This is a genomic window from Hyphomicrobium sp. B1 (assembly GCF_049532635.1).
Classification (GTDB): domain Bacteria; phylum Pseudomonadota; class Alphaproteobacteria; order Rhizobiales; family Hyphomicrobiaceae; genus Hyphomicrobium_B.
In genome coordinates this window covers 1787753-1810414 of sequence record NZ_CP134871.1, presented here as the reverse complement: position 1 = coordinate 1810414, position 22662 = coordinate 1787753, and the positions used below count along the sequence as shown (strand labels likewise).

21 protein-coding genes are annotated in these 22662 nt (G+C 64.3%); 5 read left to right on the top strand and 16 right to left on the bottom strand.

Going from position 1 to position 22662, the window contains the following annotated elements; translation table 11 throughout:
• Positions 1-20: 20 nt before the first annotated feature.
• From RLW55_RS08695 to RLW55_RS08620, 16 genes are all read right to left on the bottom strand, one after another.
• Positions 21-596, bottom strand: a complete 576-nt coding sequence (locus RLW55_RS08695; protein ID WP_423416170.1) for a DUF2285 domain-containing protein — start codon at positions 594-596, stop codon at positions 21-23.
• Complete coding sequence (locus RLW55_RS08690; RefSeq protein WP_423416169.1) at positions 544-795, bottom strand: transcriptional regulator domain-containing protein; 252 nt, start codon at positions 793-795, stop codon at positions 544-546. The genes RLW55_RS08695 and RLW55_RS08690 overlap by 53 nt, the downstream gene beginning before the upstream one ends.
• A 115-nt stretch (positions 796-910) precedes the next feature.
• Positions 911-1183 carry a DNA -binding domain-containing protein gene (locus RLW55_RS08685; RefSeq protein ID WP_423416168.1) on the bottom strand — a complete coding sequence of 91 codons (273 nt, stop codon included), beginning with the start codon at positions 1181-1183 and terminating at the stop codon, positions 911-913.
• A gap of 100 nt (positions 1184-1283) precedes the next feature.
• Complete coding sequence (locus tag RLW55_RS08680) at positions 1284-1538, bottom strand: XRE family transcriptional regulator (RefSeq protein WP_024343469.1); 255 nt, start codon at positions 1536-1538, stop codon at positions 1284-1286.
• Positions 1539-1790: 252 nt separating this feature from the next.
• On the bottom strand, positions 1791-2117 hold the full coding sequence (locus tag RLW55_RS08675) for a DUF736 domain-containing protein (RefSeq protein ID WP_423416167.1): 327 nt from the start codon (positions 2115-2117) through the stop codon (positions 1791-1793).
• A gap of 574 nt (positions 2118-2691) precedes the next feature.
• A complete protein-coding gene (locus tag RLW55_RS08670) occupies positions 2692-3132 on the bottom strand; it encodes a hypothetical protein (RefSeq protein ID WP_423416166.1) in 441 nt (146 codons plus the stop codon).
• Between the two features lie 142 nt (positions 3133-3274).
• Complete coding sequence (locus RLW55_RS08665) at positions 3275-3442, bottom strand: hypothetical protein (RefSeq protein ID WP_181418944.1); 168 nt, start codon at positions 3440-3442, stop codon at positions 3275-3277.
• Between the two features lie 256 nt (positions 3443-3698).
• Entirely contained in the window at positions 3699-4277 is a 579-nt protein-coding gene (locus tag RLW55_RS08660) for a hypothetical protein (RefSeq protein ID WP_423416165.1), read from the bottom strand.
• Positions 4278-4357: 80 nt separating this feature from the next.
• The gene (locus tag RLW55_RS08655; protein WP_423416164.1) at positions 4358-5281 is read right to left on the bottom strand and encodes a DUF2493 domain-containing protein; all 924 of its coding nucleotides are present in this window, start codon (positions 5279-5281) and stop codon (positions 4358-4360) included.
• A gap of 350 nt (positions 5282-5631) precedes the next feature.
• Positions 5632-6669: a DUF7146 domain-containing protein gene (locus RLW55_RS08650; RefSeq protein WP_423416163.1), complete on the bottom strand. Its 1038-nt coding sequence runs from the start codon at positions 6667-6669 to the stop codon at positions 5632-5634.
• Positions 6669-10976, bottom strand: coding sequence for a strawberry notch-like NTP hydrolase domain-containing protein (locus RLW55_RS08645; RefSeq protein ID WP_423416162.1), 4308 nt, complete (start codon positions 10974-10976; stop codon positions 6669-6671). The genes RLW55_RS08650 and RLW55_RS08645 overlap by 1 nt, the downstream gene beginning before the upstream one ends.
• Before the next feature lie 175 nt (positions 10977-11151).
• Positions 11152-11409 carry a DUF6117 family protein gene (locus tag RLW55_RS08640; protein ID WP_423416161.1) on the bottom strand — a complete coding sequence of 86 codons (258 nt, stop codon included), beginning with the start codon at positions 11407-11409 and terminating at the stop codon, positions 11152-11154.
• Positions 11406-11822: a hypothetical protein gene (locus tag RLW55_RS08635; protein ID WP_423416160.1), complete on the bottom strand. Its 417-nt coding sequence runs from the start codon at positions 11820-11822 to the stop codon at positions 11406-11408. The genes RLW55_RS08640 and RLW55_RS08635 overlap by 4 nt, the downstream gene beginning before the upstream one ends.
• Before the next feature lie 70 nt (positions 11823-11892).
• Positions 11893-12114, bottom strand: a complete 222-nt coding sequence (locus RLW55_RS08630; RefSeq protein WP_423416159.1) for a hypothetical protein — start codon at positions 12112-12114, stop codon at positions 11893-11895.
• Positions 12115-12170: 56 nt separating this feature from the next.
• The gene (locus RLW55_RS08625) at positions 12171-14315 is read right to left on the bottom strand and encodes a ParB/RepB/Spo0J family partition protein (protein ID WP_423416158.1); all 2145 of its coding nucleotides are present in this window, start codon (positions 14313-14315) and stop codon (positions 12171-12173) included.
• 173 nt (positions 14316-14488) lie between these two features.
• Positions 14489-15682 carry a DUF932 domain-containing protein gene (locus tag RLW55_RS08620; protein WP_423416157.1) on the bottom strand — a complete coding sequence of 398 codons (1194 nt, stop codon included), beginning with the start codon at positions 15680-15682 and terminating at the stop codon, positions 14489-14491.
• A gap of 365 nt (positions 15683-16047) precedes the next feature.
• Between RLW55_RS08620 and RLW55_RS08615 the strand changes: the two genes are divergently transcribed.
• The 5 genes from RLW55_RS08615 to RLW55_RS08595 are packed head-to-tail and all read left to right on the top strand — an operon-like array spanning position 16048 to position 22661.
• Positions 16048-16641, top strand: coding sequence for a DUF6088 family protein (locus RLW55_RS08615; RefSeq protein ID WP_423416156.1), 594 nt, complete (start codon positions 16048-16050; stop codon positions 16639-16641).
• On the top strand, positions 16634-17650 hold the full coding sequence (locus RLW55_RS08610) for a nucleotidyl transferase AbiEii/AbiGii toxin family protein (protein WP_423416155.1): 1017 nt from the start codon (positions 16634-16636) through the stop codon (positions 17648-17650). The genes RLW55_RS08615 and RLW55_RS08610 overlap by 8 nt, the downstream gene beginning before the upstream one ends.
• 17 nt (positions 17651-17667) lie before the next feature.
• Complete coding sequence (locus RLW55_RS08605; RefSeq protein WP_423416154.1) at positions 17668-18450, top strand: HamA C-terminal domain-containing protein; 783 nt, start codon at positions 17668-17670, stop codon at positions 18448-18450.
• Positions 18437-21940: a DEAD/DEAH box helicase gene (locus RLW55_RS08600; RefSeq protein WP_423416153.1), complete on the top strand. Its 3504-nt coding sequence runs from the start codon at positions 18437-18439 to the stop codon at positions 21938-21940. The genes RLW55_RS08605 and RLW55_RS08600 overlap by 14 nt, the downstream gene beginning before the upstream one ends.
• A 16-nt stretch (positions 21941-21956) precedes the next feature.
• Entirely contained in the window at positions 21957-22661 is a 705-nt protein-coding gene (locus tag RLW55_RS08595; protein WP_423416152.1) for a competence protein CoiA, read from the top strand.
• The last annotated feature ends 1 nt before the right edge of the window (position 22662 follow it).

The following is a 22662-nucleotide window of genomic DNA, read 5'->3' as shown; positions in this document are numbered from 1 at the left end:
CCACCGCGACTCAGCTGGGATTAACGGCGATGGCGATGACGCAGAAGCTTGCGATAGCCGCCGGCAATCAAGGCGCGTGCATCGCGCAGCAAGGACATGACGGCATGGCGGGTTGATGATGCCTGCCATTCGTCGCGCGAAATGGGGCCGACGTGGAAGATTACCTGTGCGATTTCCCGTTGGCTCGCCCCTTCGCGCGCACCGTCGAAGGCCTGCAGCATGCGCCGCGCTCTCGCCCGCTGCTGACGGGTCAGGCGTGTGTCGGGCGGAATGGCGCGCCCATGCAGCACGGCAAGGAGCCGGCTGACGGCCTCCAGACGATCGAAGCCGGTTATGTCGAGGGGCACAACCGCAGCTAGTGGAGCGTCACGAACAGCTGTGTCTACGCGTAGGATTTGGATTTTCTGGAACGTGTCGAGGTCATAAAGGCTGTGGACGCCTTGCCCATCGACAATCGAGCTTAGGTTGGAAAGGGGCGAATGGCTTTCTGCCCCGATTGTCAGGACTTCCGGTTCAGCTGCGAGGACAACGACGCTCGTGTCTTCATGCGGGAGCCAGAAGACGGGAGCATTTGGAGGCGCCCGGCACGGATCCACCGGGAAATCGCAACCCCCAATTTTTCCAAATCATGTGCATCAGCCGCGTCGGATCGACATCGCGTTCCATCACCGCCCTGAAGTCCCTGCCATAGGCTTCGTTGCGGCGAAGCCATTCCCAGGCGAGTCCTGATGCAGTGAGTTCCTCGACATGATCATAGCTTGCCGAGGAACGCCACTCTGATGCGTCCGACGTCAATCTGTCCTCCGTCGTCTTGGGTGGAGATTTGCGGAAGGAACAGAGTTCCCGCTCTGGTTGCCTTTTGGAAGACCGGTTTCAGGCAACAGGTGATGCCCCTGCTGCATCACTGAGGTTATGAGCGCTGGCTCTCACGGACCAGCTGACGATAACCTTGCTCCGTCATCCATAGCGCGCGCGCCATGTGAGATTCGTGGACATGCCGACATCGCGCAGGATCGTTTTCAGGGTCGAGACCGAACAGGACCTGGACGGCTTCCCGCCAGTCCGCGCCATCGCGTGCCGAGTCGAGCAGGCGCATATAGAGAACCATATGCTCGCGATCGTAGGTCGTGAGCGATTGGCTGGTGGGTGGCTCGTCAAGAAACGGCGGTATGGCTGATCCCATAGGACGACTATATTCTCTCAGAGACTATTCGTTAACCCATTCGCATGGTCGTCTTGCGACAACAAGCTCGGACAGTGCCTGCAAGGTGATCCGGAGGCGGCTAGCGCTTTGCTGGTCGATTGTCCTGATCATGGAGCAGCAGTACCCCTTCGCCCTTGTCTGTGGAGAGCAGCACGATGCCGGCTGTTTCGAGCGCCCTGCGAACCTGATCGCGCGTTGATTCGTAAACCTCCAATCCGCTTTCGGATTCGAGGCGCTTGAGTGCGGTCAGCGATGTCCGGGCCTTGTCAGCGAGCGTCTCCTGTGTCCATCCCAGCAGCGCGCGTGCGGCCCGTGATTGTCGGGCGGTGATCATGCATGATCACCTCCCACCGACGCGAACCCACTTGCTAGAACTACGACTATATTAGTCGTTCTCTGTGTAAAGTGCGAGCAAAAATGATGATTGCGGGACGTGGGTTGCCAGGCGCCGTGCTGAACCGATTCGGTCGCTGCTAGTTCGACGTGCGTCGTGTGGAATGTGCGGATGATGTCGCTAGTCGGTGATCCAGTCGATCGCCCAAATGGCAAAGGCCCCGGCCGATCCGGCCGGGGCCTTGGTTGGGGCTCAGTCGCCCCGCCGACCGTTCGGGCGGGACCAGATGAGCGAGAAGGTGTCGCCTTCCTCCTCGTCGAAGAGGTTTGCGTAGATCGGGGCGTTGAAGCTCGGATCGTCGAGCTTGAGGCCCAGATAGTCGCGGCCCTCGTTGGAGCGCTTGGACCAGGCGGCGCCGATCTCTGCGCGGCCGACCAGAACCCGGTGGCTGGGGGCGTTCTCGCCGGTGGCGCGCTGGTCGGGGACGATGCGCACGTTCTTGGCCTGGACGCTGAGGGTGACGATTTCGCCGGTGAACTCGTTCGAGCCGGTCTTCTTGAAGGTGCCGATGGTCGCCATGGTATTTCTCCGTTTTCCGTTCCCGAGACCGCACCATGCGGCCTCGATGGCGATCGGTGGGCCGGAGGCGACCGACGACGCATCGCTCGCGACCGCAGCAACGCGGAGGACGGCGCAGAATCGACTTTCTTGTCTCGCGAGGAATGACGGCCTTGGCCGGCAGGGGAAGAAAGTCGAGACGCGCTGTTGCGGCATAGGCGGTCGAGGCGTCAGCCGTCCTTCGGCCAGATCAGCCCATTGGAGAGGCCGTTTGGAGCGCTCGCTGAACGGATGGCAGACGGAGGAGCTGGTGATCATCCTCGCCTGAAACCAGCCGGAACGATGTTCCCGCCGATCTTCACCCATGTCCTTGGCGCAGACGCTTGGCTTCGCCCGCTGCCCCTAGGGAGAACATGCACTCCAGACACTGTCGGTTCGCGCCGCGCCAGACGGCCTGCTCGTGCAACCAAGTGCTTCGCGGCCGCTGACATAGGCCTTGACGGTGATACGGTCCATCATCGCGCAGTGTCCGTACCTCCCCGTCACGGGACCGAGCCTCCGCCTCTTTTTGATCCGCCTACGACGAGCTGCGATCTCAAGCCTGAACAAGGCCCCGGCCGGATTGGCCGTCGCCTGCCATTCCAGCGATCCGCAAGAAGGCCACAGTGCCGACGGCAACCGCGCCGATGATCGAGAAAGCGATCTGCCATCCCTCTGAGGGCATGAGGTGTTTCGCGATGCCGTGGGTGGCGTGATAGCCGGCAACAATGGCTGGCGCGACGAAGACGAGCGCGATCGCCAGTTTCGCCCAAAGCGGGCGAACGGTTCCAAGCAGGAGTTGGCCAGCGCCGAAGGTGAACCCAGCGGCCAGTGCTCCGACAAGAATGGCGCCAAGCCATCCTGCGCCGGAATTAATCGCCCACATGCCGGTGGTCACACCGACGAAGAAGGGAAGCGCGAACACTGCGAGCGTGAAGAGCAACCAGCAGAGGAAGCCGATTGCAACTATGCAGGCGAGGATGCCGAGAATGATCATGGTGGTGTCTCCGATAGGAAAGCTCTAGCGGCTGCGCCTTCCACCACCACCGCGGCGCAACGCCGACCATAGCAAAAAATGAGTGCCTGCCGACGCGAAAACCGCTGAGGTTTTCGCGTCGGCGGACATGATCTTCGCCTCGTCATGAGGCGAAGGGGTCGATTTCGCCGACGATCTCAGCGTCATCGCCATCGTATTCGGTGGCGGGGACCACTGAGAGCGTCCCGTCGCCGGCGCGGAAGATCACGATAGCGACCATCAGGGTGGCCGCGAGGCTGAAGGCGAAGGCGTGTGCATCGGGAAAGGACATCGATCCGGCTCCTGCTGGGGCGGAGGACCATCCCCCGCTGACAGGCGCCCGATATGTCCGGCGGATGGCCGCAATCACCGCGCGGGCGAAGCCGGCGCGGCGGCACGCTTTGCGTAGTCCGACCCCTTGCGGGTTGATGGCGTCAGGCCATCGGCTGGACCAAGGATCAGCGCAGATAAGCGGGGGTGGTTTTCCGACCGCATGCTCGCCGGTTACGCTGTCCCGACGCACATGCCTTCGACTTTCCGCCGGTGAGTCAGTCGAGGACGATTTTCTTCCCGATCCGCGTCTCCAGATGATCGAGCTGCTTGTTCAAGCTGACGGTGACGAAATGCTCAGTGTGCGCGACGGCCTCCAGGAAGTCGGGTAGCTCATCGAGTGGGAGGGCCGATGTGCTCAGATGACGAATGATGACGCGATCCGGCTCATCTTTTGCCGCTAGCGTCAGGCGTACCAGATCGGACTTGTCGGTGTGTGCCGCGATGGTGTTGCGAAGCTCGATGAGTCGGCGATGCACCTCTATGCCGTCCGCCGAGCCATTGTAGACCTTCTTCGCGTCGAGCGTCGGAATGCCGGGGCCGGACGATGCGTAGCAGCGACCGTATGCCATAAGTCCCGCGACAAAATATGCTTGCGTTCGAATGACGTTATCAACGTCGCCAAGATCGGCGGGTTCGTCCCGCATCCATTCGAAATTTTTGCGCGCACTGGGGAGGTTCATCAGCATGTGCGTCCATTGCCTCAGGCGCTCATAGCCCGGAGGGTCTATTGCAAAACCTCCGGTCGCGGCCGCTTCCATATGTGGCTTGAAGTCTTCTTCGCTAATCTTGCTCATCGATCCTTCGGCATCCTTTTTGAAGATTGCCGGTCGTGTAGCACAGCGAAGCTTGCCCGGAGTAAAGTTGAGGGCGGCGCTCACGCGCCGCCGAATTTCCAGACCGGGATGCCGAGCTTCTTGGCCTTGTCGGCGAGGTTGTCGTTGATGCCCGTGCCGGGGAAGTGCATCACGCCCTTCGGCACGATGTCGAGCATCTCGTCATTACGTTTGAACGGTGCGGCGCGGCCATGCTTCGTCCAGTCGGGTGCGAAGCCGATCTGCGGGACATTGCGATTTTTTGCCCAGAGCGAGGCAATCTTTTCGGCGCCCTTCGGGGATTTGCCGTGGATCAGCACCATATCGGGGTGCTTTTCGTGGACCTGATCGAGCTTGGCCCAGACAGCTAAGTGGTCATTGAAGTCCAGTCCGCCGGTGACGACAATCTTCGGTCCGGGAGGGAGGAGGACCTCCTGCTCGACGCGTTTCTTTGCCATGAGGAAGTCGCGGCTGTCGATCATCGCGGAGGTCAGGTTGCGATGGTTGACCTTTGAGCCGGTGCGAGGGAGCCATGCTTTGCCGATCTGGCGCTCGTAGTGCTCTGCGGCCTGGTCGCGCATCAGCTCGAAAGCGTTCTGCCGTTCGATGAGCGTCTTGCCCTCGGCGATCTGGCGCTCAAGTTCGACCGATTTCACCTCGCTGCCGTCCTGCTGCCGTTGCGACCGCTTCTGCGCCTGCTCGTTGTCGTCGAGTTCGCGGGTGATCCGCTCGGCGGCGCGGTGGAAGACGTTGACGGTCGACCAGAGGAGATCGTCGAGGTCGGGTTCGAGGCGCGTGTCCTCCAGGGTCGAGATCAGGGCGTCGAAGATGTCGGCAACAGCGCCTGCGACCTGATTGCCATCTGGCAGGAGACGCTGGTCGGGCTCATCGGCGAAGGGACGGTAGCCGTAGAGCTGGAGTTCGTTGAGGACGTGATCGGTGGGTGACGATTCATGGTGGGGTTCGTAGTCGTCGTGCTCGGTCATGGAATGCTCCTTTGGCTGGACCGCGACCGTCGCGGCCTTCATGGCGACGGAGCCTACAGGCGGAGCGGACCTGCACCCGGCGCGCAGCACCGGGCCGGAGCGAATGCGGAGGATGCCGGAGGCCGGCTATTTTGTTTCGCGATGGAAAGGCGGTGATCCGGGGCCCCCACGCGACCTGTCGCGTGGGGTGGTCGGCCGCCGCCGGAAAATAGTCGGCCGCAGGCATTGCCTGTCCGAGCCGCTTGTGGGCCGATCGCCCTCTCGAAGGCCGAGGCGCGGTCCTCTCCAAAGGATCGGGCATCCATGTGAGCATGGTGGCGGCCGCACGCCGCCACCGTTCCGCCGCCGGTCTACGCCGCCAGGAGCATGAAGCGGGCGACGTCCTGCGGTGCGAGCTGCACCCGGATATGCGCCATCAGTGCATCACGTCCGTAGGTGCGGAGATCCTCGTTGAAGTCCCCGAGCATGGATGACAGGGCAATCGCCTCGATCCCGACCGCGTTCGCCCGTTCGATCAGCGTGTTTCGCGCGCCATCCCCGGCACGGTCATTGTCGCGGACGACATAGAGCCGGCGCAGTGCATCGTGGAACTGGATGGCAGCGAGGTGTGCTGCGGAAAGTGCCGCCGCCGCCGACATGCCGGGCATGACCTCACGGGCCGATAGCACGCTTTCGATGCCTTCGCCGGCCGCCAGCACGTCGCCGGAGAGCCCGAAGCGGACCGCGTGCCCGAGAAGGTCACCCATCGCCTTACGCTGGATCTCGATCGGCGCCTTGCCGGTGCCGTCCGGGGCGAGCCAGGTCCGATGTGCGCCGGTGATCCTGTCGGAGAGATCGGTGACGGCGGCGACCATGGCCGGCCAGGTCTCGGTCGGGCTGTGCTCGTCCGGGCGATAATAGCACCGGGGATGGAAACTTAGGCTTCCGCATCCGTGCAAAGCCGTAATGCCGCGTCCACGCAAATACGCTTCTACGAGTGTGCCGCCAATCGGCTGACACATGGCGATGAGCCGACGTGCGGCTTCAGCAGACCCCGATGGTGCTGGCGTGCGCGCGTGCTGTTTCGGCGCTGGTTCTTGATCGGGCGGCAGGCTGAGAAAGATGCGGGCCTCTTCCGCGACGTCGGCGAAGTCGATGAGGCCGAGCGATTCACGGATCACGTCGAGCAGATCGCCATGCTCGCCCGTCGCGGCATCCGTCCATTTGCCCGCCGGGCCTTTGGCGGTGTCCTTCAGGCGCACGAACATTGACTGGCCGGGCGTGTTGCGCGCATCGCCAACCTGCCAGTAGTTGCCTTGCCTGCGGCCGGCGCCGAGATAGCGTTTGCACACCGCCTCGGCCTGCCGGCCGAGACGGGATGCGAGATCGGAAGCGTCGCGGCGGGCCATCAGGCTGCCTCCCGCTCGCCAATGCGAGCCACCGGATAGGTGTCGAGCAGTTTGCCGAGCACCGTCGGTCCCATGCTGTCGATCGGCACGAAGAACCGCAGCGACCAGGAGATGATCTCGGTGAAGAGGCCATAGGCGCGAAGGCGGTCGCGCATCGCTTCGGTGAAGCCGGACAGCTCGATGCGGTTCGTGCCCATGACACGCACGCGACGGAGTTGAAGACCTTCCGCGAGGTCGAGGATCGTCCGCCCGTCGATCAGGGCGGCATAGGCAGCGTCAGCCGTCAGGTTTGCCGTGCCGGTTGATGCGGCGTTGGCGGCCCAGGCCGGAGAGACGCGACGACCGATGATGCGCTCGCCGTCGTCAGTTTGCAGCCGATAGACGCGGGTCGACTCGTTCGGCAGTCGCTTCCACACCGGCAGCAGCAAGCCCGCGACGATGTGGATCGTGCTCTCGCTGAAGGCGGGGACATCGCCGAGTTCGCGGGACCAAGCCGCAGCGAAGGTGCTGCGGTCGGCCTCCTGCCAATGGCTTTCGGCCATCGCCTTCAACGAAGCATGGTGGTGTTCCATGGGCCGTATCAACCGAACGCGGCGTTCGATCTCGCCGTCGTCGAGCATGAGCGATGGCGCGGGGATCTGCACGGCGGCTCGCCCGGATCGCTCGTTCACCAGCAGCTTCGCACCGCGATCATCAAGCCAGCCGAGCGCGTCGTCGAGCGACAGCGGACGATTACGTTCGCGCTGGGTAATGGTCAGCAGCCGGGTTTGCGCGCCCGACGCCGGGTGGGTGTAGATCGTCGTGCGGTCGGTGACGACGAAGCTTTCCGCTGTCAGGGTTTCGAGACCGACGTCATAGACGCCGCTGGCGATCGCGCCCGACACCTTCGCATCGAGGAGCTGTTCGAAGGCGGTGAAGAGGATGCCCTGCAGCTCGATGGTGAGCGCCAGCAACCGGTTGAGAAACGTCGTGATCGGCGGCAGTTCGTCCTTGATCCCGTTGTCGTCCATCAGCTTCAGGCCGGTGGCGGACTCGAAGCGATGCAGCGAGCAGCCCTCGATCTTGCCGCGCAAGATGAGGAGATAGAGTTGGCGTAGCGCGTCGCGCGCGTAGCAGGATTCCAGATTATCTTCGGGCCGGAACAGGCCCTGGCCGCCGGTCTGGCGCTGCCCGCGCGTGATGGCGCCGAGCGTATCGAGCCGGCGCGCGATCGTGCTGAGGAAGCGCTTTTCCGCTTTCACGTCCGTCGCAATCGGGCGGAACAGCGGCGGCTGCGCTTGGTTCGTCCGGTTCGTGCGGCCGAGCCCTTGGATCGCCGCATCCGCCTTCCAGCCCGGTTCGAGCAGGTAATGGACGCGCAGGCGCTGGTTCTTCGCCGACAGCTCCGCATGGTAGCTGCGGCCGGTGCCCCCGGCATCCGAGAAGACGAGGATGCGCTTCACGTCATCCATGAAGGCGGCGGTCTCGGCAAGGTTCGCCGATGGTGCGCGGTTCTCGACAGCCAGGCGGTCGCCCTTACGGACGATCCGCCGCGAGCGGCCCGTTACCTCGGCCACCATGTCGGTGCCGAAGCGCTGAACGATCTGGTCGAGCGCGCCCGGCACGGGTGGAAGCGACGCAAGGCGCTCGATCAGCTCGTCACGACGCGCGACGGCTTCGCGGCTCTCGACGGGCTGGCCATCACGATAGACGGGACGCGACGACAGATTGCCCTCGCCGTCGGTGAAGGGCTCGTAGAGTTGTACCGGGAAGGAATGGGCGAGATAGTCGAGGACATATTCGCGCGGCGTAATGTCGACGCGCACGTCGTTCCATTCTTCGGTCGGGATCTCGGCCAGGCGCCGTTCCATCAGGGCTTCGCCGGTCGACACGATCTGCACCACAGCGGCATGGCCTGCCGCCAGGTCGTTCTCGATCGAGCCGATCAGGGTCGGCGTCTTCATCGACGTCAGCAGATGCCCGAAGAAGCGTTGCTTCGCGGATTCGAAGGCTGAGCGGGCGGCGGACTTGGCCTGCCGATTCAACGTGCCGGTCGAGCCGGTGATGTTGGCGGCCTCCATCGCAGCGTCGAGGTGATTGTGGATGATGGCGAAGGCGCCGGCATAGGCATCGTAGATGCGGCGCTGTTCGTCGGTGAGCTGGTGTTCGACCAGTTCATATTCCACACCGTCGTAGGAGAGCGAACGGGCGGTGTAGAGCCCGAGCGAACGCAGGTCGCGGGCCAGCACCTCCATCGCCGCGACACCGCCATCCTCGATGGCCTCCACGAACTCCGCGCGCGTGGCGAACGGGAAATCGTTGCCGCCCCAGAGGCCGAGCCGCTGGGCATAGGCGAGATTGTGGACGGTGGTCGCGCCGGTGGCGGAGACATAGACGACGCGAGCGTTCGGCAGGGCGTGCTGAAGCCGCAGGCCGGCGCGACCTTGCTGCGAGGGGGCAACGTCGCCCCGTTCTCCCTTGCCGCCGCCGGCGTTCTGCATCGCGTGGCTCTCGTCGAAAATGATCACTCCGTCGAAGTCGGAGCCCAACCATTCGACGATCTGACGGACGCGCGAAACCTTCTCGCCGCGGTCGTCGGAGCGCAGCGTGGCGTAGGTTGCAAATAGGACGCCTTCCGACAGCGCGATGGACTTTCCCTGTGGGAACCGCGACAGCGGTGTGACCAGCAGGCGCTCCATGCCGAGCGCGGACCAATCGCGCTGCGCGTCCTCGATCAGCTTGTCGGACTTGCTGATCCAGACCGCCTTACGGCGGCCCTGAAGCCAATTGTCGAGGATGATGCCGGCCGACTGACGGCCCTTTCCGGCGCCCGTGCCGTCGCCGAGCATGAAGCCACGGCGGAAGCGAACGACGCCCGCGGCGTCGGCGGGTGCGGCCTTCACGACATCGGAGGTCTCGTCGACCGTCCATGATCCAGCGAGGAAGTCGCTGTGCGCCTCACCGGCATAAATCACCGTCTCGAGTTGGGCATCGGACAGCAGATTATGGATGTTCGCCGGCAGGGACGGCCGATAGCTCGGTTTCGGCGGGGCGACGCTCGCCATGGCAGCCGACTGGACGAGCTTGGTCGGGTGCGCCTGCGAGCCGGGAATACGGATCGACTGCAATCCGTATTCCTCATAGATCGCCTCGGTCAGGTGCGCGCCCTCGGCGGGCGTCCAGTCCATCGTCTCATAGGCGAGCGCGACACCGGCGGGATTTTCGGCGACCGATGTGGGCGAACGCGGGGAGGCCGCGCGGGCGATATAGCCCCGCACGGATTTCGGGGGCGTGACCGCGACGGGTGCGGAGATCGCCGGAAGGGTGACGGGCAAACGGGCCGGCACGTCGCGCTCGATCCAACCGAGCAGCGTGGCGACATCGGGCGCCATGCCGGGCGATGTCGGAAACGCAGCCGGATCTTCGGCCGGCAGCTTGTCGATGATGGTCAGCCTGGTGGGGAACGTGGTGCCGTGCTTGGCATAGACCGAGCCGGCGATTGCGGCGGAGAAGACGACGCGGCCTCGCTCCTGCAGGCGCGCGAAGGCATCGCGCCAGTCGGGCATGTCGGGACCGACATTGGCGCCGGTGATCGCCACGAGCCGGCCGCCGGGCACGAGCCGGTTCAGGGCCGAGGCGATATGACGAAAGCCGGCGTCGACAACACGGCCGGAGACGCTGGCCATCGCCGAGAACGGCGGGTTCATCAGCACCACGGACGGAACGGCCGCGCGATCGAGATGGTCGTCGATCTGCGCGGCGTCGAACCGCGTGACGGCAAGCGCGGGAAAGAGGGACGACAGGAGGTCGGCACGGACGTCGGCCAGTTCGTTGAGGATCAGCGTGCCGCCGGCCGTCGATGCGAGAATGGCGAGCAGGCCGGTGCCGGCCGAGGGCTCCAGTACGATGTCGGTCGGCGCGATCGCCGCGGCCGTCACCACGGCGAGGCCGAGCGGGACCGGCGTCGAGAATTGCTGAAGCGCCTGGCTCTCCTCCGAGCGGCGGGTATGGGTCGGCAGAAGCACGGCGACCTTCATGAGTGTTGCGAGCCGTGCTGCCGGCGATGCGGATTTACGGAAAAGCGCACGTCCGTATTTCCGCAGGAACAGGACGGTAGCGACCTCGCAGGCCTCATAGCCGGCCTTCCAGTCCCACGCGCCGGCAGAATCGGAGCCGCAAAACGCGACTGACATCGTCGCGCGCAGGAGCGACGTGTCGATGCGTTCGCCGCGTTCGAGATGGGCGAGCAAGCTCTGGGCAGCCGACAGGATGGCAGGCGCGAACGCGACGGGCGCAGCCGGTGGGGCCACGGGCAATAGGACAGTCATCGGGAGATCCTCGGGAGAGCGGGAATAGAAAAGCCCGACCGGCGCTCTCTCTCGAACCGCCCGGACTCATCCCGTCCCGGCGGACCTCTCACTCTCAGCCGGTTGGCATGAAAAAAGCGCCCGGCCGCTAGGCGGGGCGCTCTGGAGATCGAGCGGAGGGCGTGGTCGCTCCAAACTACATTGGTGCCTCGGAACGCAGGAAGCCGCCTGGATCGTCTGGGTCTGGCGGCAGATAGGCGTCGTAGGGATTCCCGTCGGCCAGGTGGCCGAAGGGGGTGAAGACATAATCACCGCTATCGCGTCCCACGGCGCAGATGACATAGCGCAGGGTGCCAGTCTCGGCGTCGAGGCATTCCATGAGCGCGAGGTTGCCGTCCGCTGCCGCACGCAACAGCGTCTGAAAATTGCTCCGCGCATGATCGGGGATGCTCATGTCCGCTCTCCATCGTCGGATAGTGTCTCGGCGAGCCAGCCATCGGTATAGGTCCAGTCGATCGTCCCGCCGGTGGCGAGATCGAGGACATCCGCCCCGCCGCCGAAGCCGTCGAGGCGCGGGCGCGAGCATGTGTTGGCGTATTGGAAGCCCCAACGCCCGGTGAGACCGAATTCCGTGGCGCAGCGTTTCACGAACTGGATCAGCCGCTCGGGATCGCCGGTGACATCATCGCGCATCCAGAGCTTGGTGCCGCCGTGTTCGGGTTGGATCGACAGCAGAAAGCCATCGGAAGGCGGCTCCTCCGATGCGCCGTCCTCAGAAAGCTTGTTGTAGAGGTCGAGCGCCCGCGCCGCGTTGTCGGGCGTTCCGACATCGAGCAGGCATGAGAAATGGGTGAAATAGTCAGCCATGTCAGGCTCCTCAAAACGAGAAAGCCCGGCGCGAAGCCGGGCTTGTGAGAGATGGATGGAAGCGGACGGGTCAGTAGCCGAACCGCCAAGACGGCCATGGTTGACCGTCGTCGGATGCGGCGACGGCCGTGGCGAGATAGGTCGCATCGCCTTCGACAACGACGGGATCGCGCACGGGCGTCTCGTCGATGACGGTGACACAGGTCACGCAGCCGTCCTCGACCTCGACATGAACCGGGACGAGGTATTGGAAAACTACGCGGCGATCGGCGGTGTGCTGATGAACGGGCATGATGATCTCCTTGGAAAGGCGCAGGGGTCGGCCGAAGCTGGCCCCCGCTGTGCTCGTCATTCGGCAGCCATCAGGGCTTGCTCGTCCTCGCCGGCAGCATCGTCGTCCTCGCCGTCTTCGGTGAGGAAGTCGGGCAGTGCTGCGTCTTCGCCCGCGTCGACCTTCTCGCGCTCGATCGGCTGATCGCCGTCGAGGGAGGCCATGCGCAGCGGTTCGGGCAACCAGCCGGTGTCGGCCAACAGGCGTTCTGCCTCCTTGGCCATATCGCCCTTCTTCATGTGGTCGATGAGCTGCGCGGCCCGCTCGCCGGCGCCCTCGCGCACGGCTTCAAGGATGCGGGTCTTGGTCACGCGGCCGAGATAGTTGCCGACCGTCGGCTTCCAGCCGGCCGCCGCCATGTCCATGCCCGTCGCACGGGCGAGCCGGTCGGCCTGCGCCAGGCGCACATCCAGCCCGTGACGGCTGATGCCGGACGCGGCGTGCGGATTCGGGCGCTCGAACAGAGCATTGATCCCGAAGCTCACGCAATGCGCCAGCAGGTCGAGGCGGGTGCCGTCATCGAGCTGTTCCAGCCAATCCCAGAGGGCCTGGTCATCGGCGGGAACGTGGTCGCCCCAGCTTTCGTGACGCGCGTTCTCCGATTGCGCCGATGGACTGGCTTTCATCTCTTCGGATTGGCCGGAGAGATAGAGGTGCTTGACCCAGGCTTCGAGGCAGCCGGTCGGCGCGGTGTGGCGAAACGTGTCGCTGACCAGCTTGTGCAGCAACATCGTCAGGGCGACCTGCGGGTTGGTCGCAACAGCGTCGCGGAGGGCCAGCGTGCGATGGGCGGTTAGTTCGATAACCAGCCGCTCGGGCAGCGGCTTCAGGCCGTCGTCCTCGTCCTCCTCTTCGGTCTGCACGGGCTGGCCTCCGATGGTGATGACGGTGCGCTGGACGGCAGGCGTGCGGATTTCGCCAGTTTCGGGGTCGACATCGTCCTCCGGCACCGATTCATCGGCAGCCTCGACCGGCCGCTCGTCCTCGGGGCGGACGTATCCGCGATCGACGGCGAGCGAGCCATCGGCATCGATGCTGACGAACACACCCGCGATAGCGATGTCCTCCGGATCGTAACGGACGGGGCGGTTGTCGAGCGCATCGATCGCCGCTTCGATCTCGCCCAAACGGGTATCCACCTCGTCCGGCAGCTCGTCAGCGTCCTCGTATTCGGTCGTCAAGCGGTCGAGTTCCTCCTGCAGGGCATCGCGCGTAGCCTTCTCCTCCGCAGCGATGTCGAGCGGAACGCCCTTGATCTCGCGAAGACCGTGGGCGACGCCGTAGGGAATGCTGACGGCGGCCTCGACCCATTTCCAGCCGTGTGTCGCAATTTCGTCGGCGATCATCGTGAGCTTCTCGGACACGAGCTGGTCGAGAAGACCGACGTCTTGAAGCCAGCCGCCGTCGTCGGACTCGAAGAGGTCGCGCATCACGACGCCGCCGGCCGCCTCGTAGGCGTCGATACCGACGAAGACGGCGCGTTTGTCCGAGGCGCGCACCGTCGTCTCGGTCAACATGCGGCGGATGTGATAGGGCTCCTTTTGCCAGCTATTGCGGATCGTCTCCCAGACCTGCTCCTGGCGAGCATGGTCCTGTGACACGGTGAAGGCCATCAGAAGCTTCAGCTCCATGCCGTCTTCGGCATAGATGTCGAGCAGCACGGGCGAAACGGATGCGAGGCGCAGCCGCTGCTTGACGACATTGACGTCGACGAAGAACGCCGCGGCGATGTCCTCTTCGGTCATGCCCTTTTCGCGCATCGCCTGGAAGGCGCGATACTGGTCGAGCGGATGGGCGGGCACGCGCTCGTCATTCTCTGCGAGCGAGATTTCCTCCATCAGGATGCCGCTGTCGGTCGCGCCGACGACGCAGGGCGCCGGCGCGGACTTGTTGAGGCGCTTCTGCTTCACCAGCATCTCCAGCGCGCGATAACGGCGGCCGCCAGCGGGCACCTCGAACATGCCGGTCTCCTCGCCTTTACCATCGAGAACCGGGCGGACATGCAGGCTCTGGATGAGCCCGCGCCGCGCGATCGACGCGGCCAGATCCTCGATCGAGACACCGGCTTTCACCCGCCGGATGTTGGACTGGCTGAGCACCAGCTTGTTGAAGGGAATGTCGCGCGCGGACGACAGGGTGATCTTCTGAACGGCAGTTGCCATGTTCCTTACTCCGCGACGAGCGCCGAGAGCCTCTCTCTCGAACCCAAACTCGTCACGAAGCGAACCGCCACCCTCTCACTCTTGGAGGGCAGCGCCACGGATACGAAGGAACGGAGAGACACGAAGGCGCAAAGCCGGAGACACGGAAATCCGTGCTTCCGGCTCCACGGCAATCAGGCGGCGCGGTCGAGCAGCTTCTTGGCCTTGCCCTCCAGTTCGAGCCGCGCATCCTGATTGGTCTTCTCGCGCGCAGCGGCGGTAATGCCCGCGACGAAGTCGAAGATCGATTCCGGTGGTCGGCCTTCCTCGGCCAGGACGGTCTCGATGATCTTGCCGGTCTCCGCCTTCGAGAACCCGCGCTTGCGCAGGAATTCGGTGCGGTCCTCATCGGATTTCGCAACGATCCGTTCGCGGGCTGCCTTGATGCCGTTGATGAAAGGCATCGGCGAGGAATTCGCGAAGTTCAGCAGCGCCGGCGCGGCTTCATGCGCGAAGCGGGACGCCGCGTATTTGCTATGGCGGATGGTGATTTCCTCGAAATCCTCCACGCCCCACAAGTTACGATTCTGGCAGACCGCGCGCAGGTAAAAGCTGGCCATGCCGAGCGTCTTGGCGCCGACTTCTGAGTTCCAGCAGTAGAAGCCGCGGAAATAGAGGTCGGGCGATCCATCGGGGAGCCGACCGGCTTCGATCGGGTTGAGATCGTCCACGAGGAAGAGGAACACGTCGCGATCGGACGCATAAAGCGTCGTCGTGTCCTTTGTGATGTCGACACGGGGATTGTAGACGCCCGACGACCAGTCGAGCACGCCCGGCACCTTCCATCTCGTATCGCCCGTGCCGTTGCCCGCAATGCGCTGCACCGCCTCGACCAGCTCGTGGTCGTAGATCCGGCCATAGTCAGGGCCGGTGACGGCGCGCAGCTCGATCCTGCCGTTGTCGGTTTCGAGTGTCTTGATCTGCTCCGCCCGGTGCGAGGTCAGGCCGTATTGCAGATTGATGCCAGCGAGCGCGGCCGGGAGTTGGCGCAGATAGGCGGCGGGCGCGCCGACTTGGGCAGCGAGTTGGCCGAAGCTCCAATGCGTCGGCGCGACGGGCGTGTCCGAACCCGGCAGGATGAGAGACAACCGCTCCGGGTCGGTGCGGCTCGCCTCAACATGGATCAGCGCGGTTTCCACGACGCGCGTCCGGCTGCGCTCCGAGCGGCTGCGCACAGAGTCCGCCAGCTCGGAAAGGGACAGATAGCGTTCATCGTCGGGGCGTGAGAACCACTCCGAGGAAACGCGGCCGATCCGCTCACCGCGGCTGACATCCACCTTGTAGCCGCCGCTCATATCGCGGCGGGCGTCGAGAACCTGCATGTTCATGGGACGAAACTCCATGACGGGCGCCGAGAGCCTCTCTCTCGACACTCAACCCGTCACGGAAATCGCGTCAGCACTCTCACTCTCTTTCAGGGGCGTTGCGGGGGTGTCCCCGCAGAAGGGGTCGGCCGAGACCTTGGCTCGGCCGCAGGGGAAAGCTTTCCCCTCCCGGCCTCCAAGATTGTGGCTTCGTGATTCCCGATTGGCGAGACACTGACTCCCAAACGGCCGATTTCGGAGTTGGCGGCCAATCCGGCGACGCAGGCTTCGCGGTCTTTCTCCTTCAGGGGGGCACCCTAGCCCACACTATGGGGCAAGCGGGTTGAAGAGTGTCAGAAAACCGCGTATATTTCTGACAGGAGTTTATTGTGCAGCGGCTAACCGAACAGATTCTGGCGCATACTGAGGGCCTGCCCGAAGGCGCTCCGATTGCGGCGAAAGGCCTACTCCATCTCGGCAATCGCGCTGCGGTGGACCAGGCGTTGTCGCGACTCGTTGAACGTGGCCGGCTGATGCGTGCCGGGCGCGGCGTCTATTTGCGTCCGGTTTCGAGTCGGTTTGGTATTCGAGCCCCCTCAGTCGAGAAGGCCGTCGAAGCCCTCGCGCTTCAGCGGGGTGAAGTCATCGTGCCGAATGGTGCTGCTGCCGCCAACGCGCTCGGCCTGACAACCCAAGTGCCGGTCCGATCCGTGTATCTGACATCGGGCCGTAGCCGGACGATGAATTTGGGCCAGCAGATCGTCGAGTTGCGGCATGCGCCACGCTGGCAATTGGCGCTGGCCGATCGGCCCGCCGGACAGGCGGTGCGCGCGCTGGCCTGGCTGGGGCCGGAGAAGGCGGAAGCGGCCCTGAAGACGTTGAAGCGCAAGTTGCCGTCTTCCACGTTCGGCGAGCTCGTCGCAGCCGCGCCCCAGCTCCCGAGCTGGCTCGCCAGGTCGGTGGGCAAGGTCGCGCATGGCTGAAGCCTTCCTCACATTGTCGGCCGGCGATCGGCGCGAGGCTTTGGCTGTTGCCGCCGATCGATCCGGCCGCCCGCTCCATCTGCTGGAAAAGGATGTGTGGGTTGTCTGGACCCTCGCGACGCTGTTCGGGTCCAACCTTGGCGAGCATCTCGTGTTCAAGGGCGGTACGTCCTTGTCCAAAGCCTACCGCGTTATCCGACGTTTTTCCGAGGATGTGGATCTCACCTACGACATTCGCGCCATCGCCCCCGATCTGGTGGGCGAGAACGGCGAGGCCCTGCCGAAAAACCGCAGCGAGGAGAAGCGGTGGTCGAAGACCGTCCGGCACCGCCTGCCCGAGTGGGTGGACGGAACAGTCCAATCTCTTCTTTCCGGCGCGATCGACGCGCAATCGCTGCCCGCGACGCTCCGGGTCGATGGTGACAAACTGTTCGTCGACTATGAAGCGATCTCAACAGGGTCGGGCTATGTGGCTCCGAGCGTGATGCTGGAGTTCGGCGCGCGCTCGACCGGCGAGCCGGCCAGTTCGCGCGATGTAGTGTGTGAAGCGGCCGGACTGATCGAGGGCGTCGAATTTCCGACGGCACGCCCGCGGGTGATGCATGCCGAGCGAACCTTCTGGGAGAAGGCGACGGCGATGCACGTCTTTTGTCTGCAGGAACGGTTGCGTGGCGAGCGCTTCGCGCGCCACTGGCACGATGTTGTTCGACTGGATGATGCCGGTGTCGCCACCGCCGCATTGGCTGACCGCGACCTCGCCAACGCCGTTGCTCGCCACAAGAGCATGTTCTTCGCCGAGAAGGCGGCCGATGGCGAGGCCATCGACTATCAAGCCGCCGTCAGCGGAAAGCTGCAGCTCGCACCGGCTGGTGAAGCGCGCTCGGCGTTGGCCACGGACTATGCACGCATGGTCGAAGATGGGCTGCTGCTCGAAGACGCTGAGCCGTTTGAGGCGCTGATAGAGCGATGCGCAGACATCGCCGAACGGGTGAACCGCGCGGCGGAATAATAGGAGTTGGGGAAAGCGTGGGGCTATATAAAGAGTGGTGCGACGCCACCAAGGAAAAGAACAAGCGCAAGCGCTACTGGACCTATGTCGAGAAGGACGGCGGTCGCGACGAGATTCGCGATGATCTCGCCGAGACGATCCGCTCGCATTACGACCGGCTCGAACGCATAGCCGAAGACGTGGAGCGGCTCGGCTACAAGGTCGCCGCGAAGATCCTCAGCGAGGCAATGCCTCAGATGCCCAAGGGCCGTTCCGGCGATCTGGGCGAGATTCTTGCGACAGAGCTGGTGGAAGAAGAAATCGGCCTACGCGTCCCTGTGCGCCGCCTTCGCTACAAGGACGGCCGCAACATGGCCATGCGTGGCGATGACTTCATCGGCGCTGGATACGATGGGGCCGGCGAGAAGCTCTGGCTCCTGAAAGGTGAAGCCAAGAGCAACGAGAAGCTCGGCAAGGCCACGGTCACGAGCGCCCGCAAGGTACTTGACCGTGACAATGGACGCTGCACGCCCGATTCTCTGCTGTTCGTCGCCAACCGTCTGTTGGAGAGCAACGACCCAGGCGACAACGAATTGGGCCGCAGCCTCCGTGACGAGGTGGGTCTGAAGTCCCTTCGCGCCGATCGCATCGACCATATGCTTTTCACTGTGTCGGGCAACGGGCCGCACGCCTCGCTGAAGGCGGACCTCGACGCAGCGGGGACTAACCGGGACCACTACGTCGTGAACATTCACGTCGAAGATCACCAGGACTTCATCGCGGCCATGTACCAGGAGGCGGAAGACCTTGGAGACGATTGACGAACTGACCGCGTTCCTTGCGACCGCGACCGTCGATGGCATCCTTGGGCGCCTCCTCTATCGCGGCGCCGCCTGGTCGCTGATGCGCGAGGAAGGCGTGTTGCCGGCGAATGCGCCGCCGCTCGGCGCGACGATCGAAACCGATCTTGCCGAACACGGCTTCGCCCTGCTTCGGGGCGCGATGGCCCTGCGCGCTCAGGCTGGTGCGTCGGATTTGACCAGCAAGGCGTTTGAGCGCGCCGCCAACGCCTTCGAAGCCCTGGTGCGCAACGGCGATCCGGAGTCGCCCGACCGCGGTTTCCGCCGCACGATTGCCGCTGCGGCCTACCACCTGGCCGGGTTCTCGGCCGTCGCCTATTCGCTCTTCAACGAGACCGGGGACGACCTCAATGCTTCTCCGGGCGAAACGGCGATCCGGCATCTGATCCTGCGCGATCTCGGCCAGTTGCGCGGCTTCGTTCGTGCGTGGTTTGACGATGGGGCGCACGGCGACGAGCGGATCGCTGAAACGCTGACCGGCGAGGAGCCTGACATCGACGAGGCGTTGTCGACCATCCTCAACACGACGATCTGCCGGGCTCTGGCGCATTTTGACTTCGCGCTCGAGACGGGCGAGGCCGAGCCGATCGAGACCGCGCGGGCATTGCTCGGCACCGCGGTCAGTCTGGCGGACAATGCTGAGAATGTTCCGCTGTGGTGGATCTCGAACCTTTGCCGTCACCTGATCGATGACCTCTGGCAGCACTCGCTGCACGAGAACCTGCCGACCGAGCCGCCTGAGGGGACAGAGGAAAAATATCCGGACCTGCGCAGACTGTTCATCTCGTCGCTCTACGCCCGCAAGACGTCCGAGGTGGAGCTATGGCCATCGCAGCGCGAAGCTGCCCAGCGCTCCACGGACGTCACCGACGATCTGGTCGTCGCCTTGCCGACCAGTGCCGGTAAGACTCGGGTGGCCGAGATCGCCGCGCTGATGACCCTGTCGTCGGCGCGCCGGGTGCTGATCGTCACGCCGCTGCGCGCGCTGTCCGCGCAGACCGAGCGCTCCTTCAGAAAGACCTTCGCGCCCCTCGGGTTCAGCGTCTCCTCGCTTTACGGCGCCAGCGGTCTTTCGGCTGGTGATGAAGACGCGCTGCGCAGCCGCGAGATCATCATAGCGACGCCAGAGAAGCTCGATTTCGCGCTGAGAAGTGACCCGTCGCTGATCGATGATGTCGGCCTTATCGTCCTTGACGAAGGCCACATGATCGGGCCGAGCGAGCGCGAAATCCGCTATGAGACACTGGTGCAGCGCCTGCTTCGCCGCGCGGATGCGGCAGAACGCCGGATCGTCTGCCTGTCCGCCATCCTACCGAGCGGCGACGAACTGGACGATCTCACCGCCTGGATACGCTCCGACGCACCGGGTGAGCCGGTGCGTTCCGACTGGCGCCCTACACGACAGCGGTTCGGGGTGCTCACCTGGCGGGGCAAGGACGCTCGTCTCCGACTAGACCTCGACGACGATGGTCCGTTCCTCGACAAGTTCGTCCTGCAGAAACCGGCGCGTGGGAAAGAAAAGAACCCCTATCCGCGCAAGAACTCGCACCTCGCGCTGTTCGCAGCATGGGAATTTGCAGGCCAGGGCAAGCGGACCCTGATTTTCTCCACCCAGGCGAATTGGGTCGAGAGCTACGGCAAACAGGTCGTTGAGCTCTGCAAGCGGGGCTATCTCGACTCGCTGCTGGAGGATGAGGCGTTGATCGCGCGTGCTCTGGAGGTGGGCAAGGAGTGGTTGGGCGAGAACCATCCCGCCGTTGCCTGCCTGAAGGCCGGCGTTGCCATCCACCACGGCCGGCTGCCGAGTCCATTCCTGCGCGAGCTGGAAGCCTTGTTGTCCGACGGCGTCTTGAAGGTCATCGTCGCGTCGCCGACGCTGTCGCAGGGCCTCAATCTCAATGCCGCCGTCCTGTTGGTGCCGGCGCTGTATCGGGCGTCCGAAAAAATCAAAGGCGAGGAGTTCGCGAACGTGGCCGGCCGCGCCGGGCGTGCCTTCGTGGATGTCGAGGGCCTCATCGTCCATGTCATGTTCGATAAGGTCGATTGGCGAAAGAAGGAATGGAGGAAACTGGTCGCTTCCGCCAAGGCCCGCACGCTGAAGAGCGGCCTCATCCAGATCGTCGCCGAGATCCTTGAGCGCCTGTCCCGCGAAGGTGTCTTAGACCGCGATGATGCATGGGAATATCTCGCAAATGCCCGTGAGGCGTGGAGATCGCCCGAAGAGGAAGCCGCGGTCGCCGAGCGCTTGGCGACTGGCGCGGAGTACGACGCTGATGGCGATGACGACGAAGGCGGCGGTGACGACGAGGAGGAGACCATTGACGAGGAGCCGCTTTCGCAAATTGTCGAACGCCTCGACGCGACGGTGTTCGGGCTGATCGAGGCGCTCGATTCCGACCGCGCCGATTTGCCGAAGCTTTTGGACGAGGCGCTCAAGGGATCGCTTTGGGCGCGCCAGATCGCGCGCGAGGACGAGGATGTCGCGCCGCTGCATAAGAAGGTGTTCGAGGCGCGCGCCGATCTTATCTGGAAAACCACCACGGCGCAGGAGCGGCGCGGACATTTCGCCATGGGCGTCGGGCTTGAAGCTGGCCTCACCATCGACGGAATGGCTGACGAGCTGGCCGAACTTCTCGACCGGGCAGACGCCGCGGCGCTGGGCGGTGACATCGACGAACTTGTCGATGCGCTCGGCGGCCTCGGTGAGCGACTGCTGTTCATGCGGCCCTTCATTCCCGATAAGGCGAACGCGTTACCGGCGAATTGGAGGGCCATCCTGCGCAGTTGGGTGTCCGGCGAGGATGTGGCCAAGATCGGACCGCAGAACATGCGGGCCGTCGAAGAGGCCTTCACCTATCGCTTGGTCTGGGCGCTGGAAGCTGTCCGCACTCGCCGCATGTCCCTCGGCTGGACGCCGGAGACGGTGGCGGGTGGCGCGGCGGCGGCGGTCGAAACCGGCGTCCCGCAATTCATGATGTCGATGCTGATCCGCGCGGGTCTCCCCTCACGGCGCGCGGCCATGGCGGCGATCGAGGATGCCAAGCCGATCTTCGTCACGCCCGCCGAGATGCGGGTCTGGCTCGAATCCGACCAGATCACAGCCTACACGGATGCCGGCGACTGGCCGACGCCCGACACCGCCGCGCTATGGGCACGGTTCCGAACCGAAGCCCTCAGCGGCGGCATCCAGAAGTGGTCAGTCGAACATTACAAGCGCTTGCTGGACGTCGCGGCCGCCCCGCCTGCCGGCCTCTATCGGATCGTCACCGACGAGGGTGACGGGCGGACCTGGCTGACGACGCCCGACTATCAGCGGGTCGCTGCCTTCAAGAAGCCAGCGGTCGATCCCAAGCCCAGCCTCTTCTCGGGCCGATTGCCCGGCGGCACCAGGCTAGTGGAGGCCTTGCGTGTTGGCCGCGGGAAGCTGCGCTGGCCGACGGCCGATACGTAAAAGGGAACGGTAGCCTATGCTTTATGCTTGGGTCGGCGACCAGAAACGCGCTCCGGTCGCGAAGGGAGAACGGACCACCTGTCGAGATTGCGGAGGCCTGCTCACCGCTGTCATGCCCGTCGAGAACACGCCCCATTGGCGGCACAAGGCGGGCGACTGCGATCCTTGGAGCGAGCCCGAGGGGCCTTGGCATCTCGGCTGGAAAGAACTTTTCGACATGTCGTGTCGGGAGATCGCTTTGCGCGATCCGGCGACCGGAGAATTGCATCGCGCGGATGTTCTGGTCGGTAGCGGCACCCCCATGGCGACCGTGCTGGAGCTGCAGCACTCCTCAATCAGCGAGGACGAGCGCAACTCGCGGGAAGCTTTTTATCGGCGCGGGCATCGGATGTTCTGGCTCGTCCACATCCATAGCGAAAGCTCGTTCCTGGGGACTTATTTCGGCATGTCGCTCGATTTCAAATCCCGCGTCGTTAATCTCGACGGCAAGGAGTTTGCGACCATGCGGTGGATGGGACCGAACAAGCAGTTCATTGAGAAGTGGAAGCGCGCTGCGGCACACGTCTTCTTCCATGCCGGTCCGTACATCTTCTACCTCGCCGGTCCCGGAGCGGCCGCTCGCCTCGGCAGTCCATTGAAGCGTGGCGAATTTGCCATCTGCGCGCTCACTCGCGATGAGTTTGTGCGAGCCGTTCGAGGGGAGGACGTTCGATCGGCGTAGG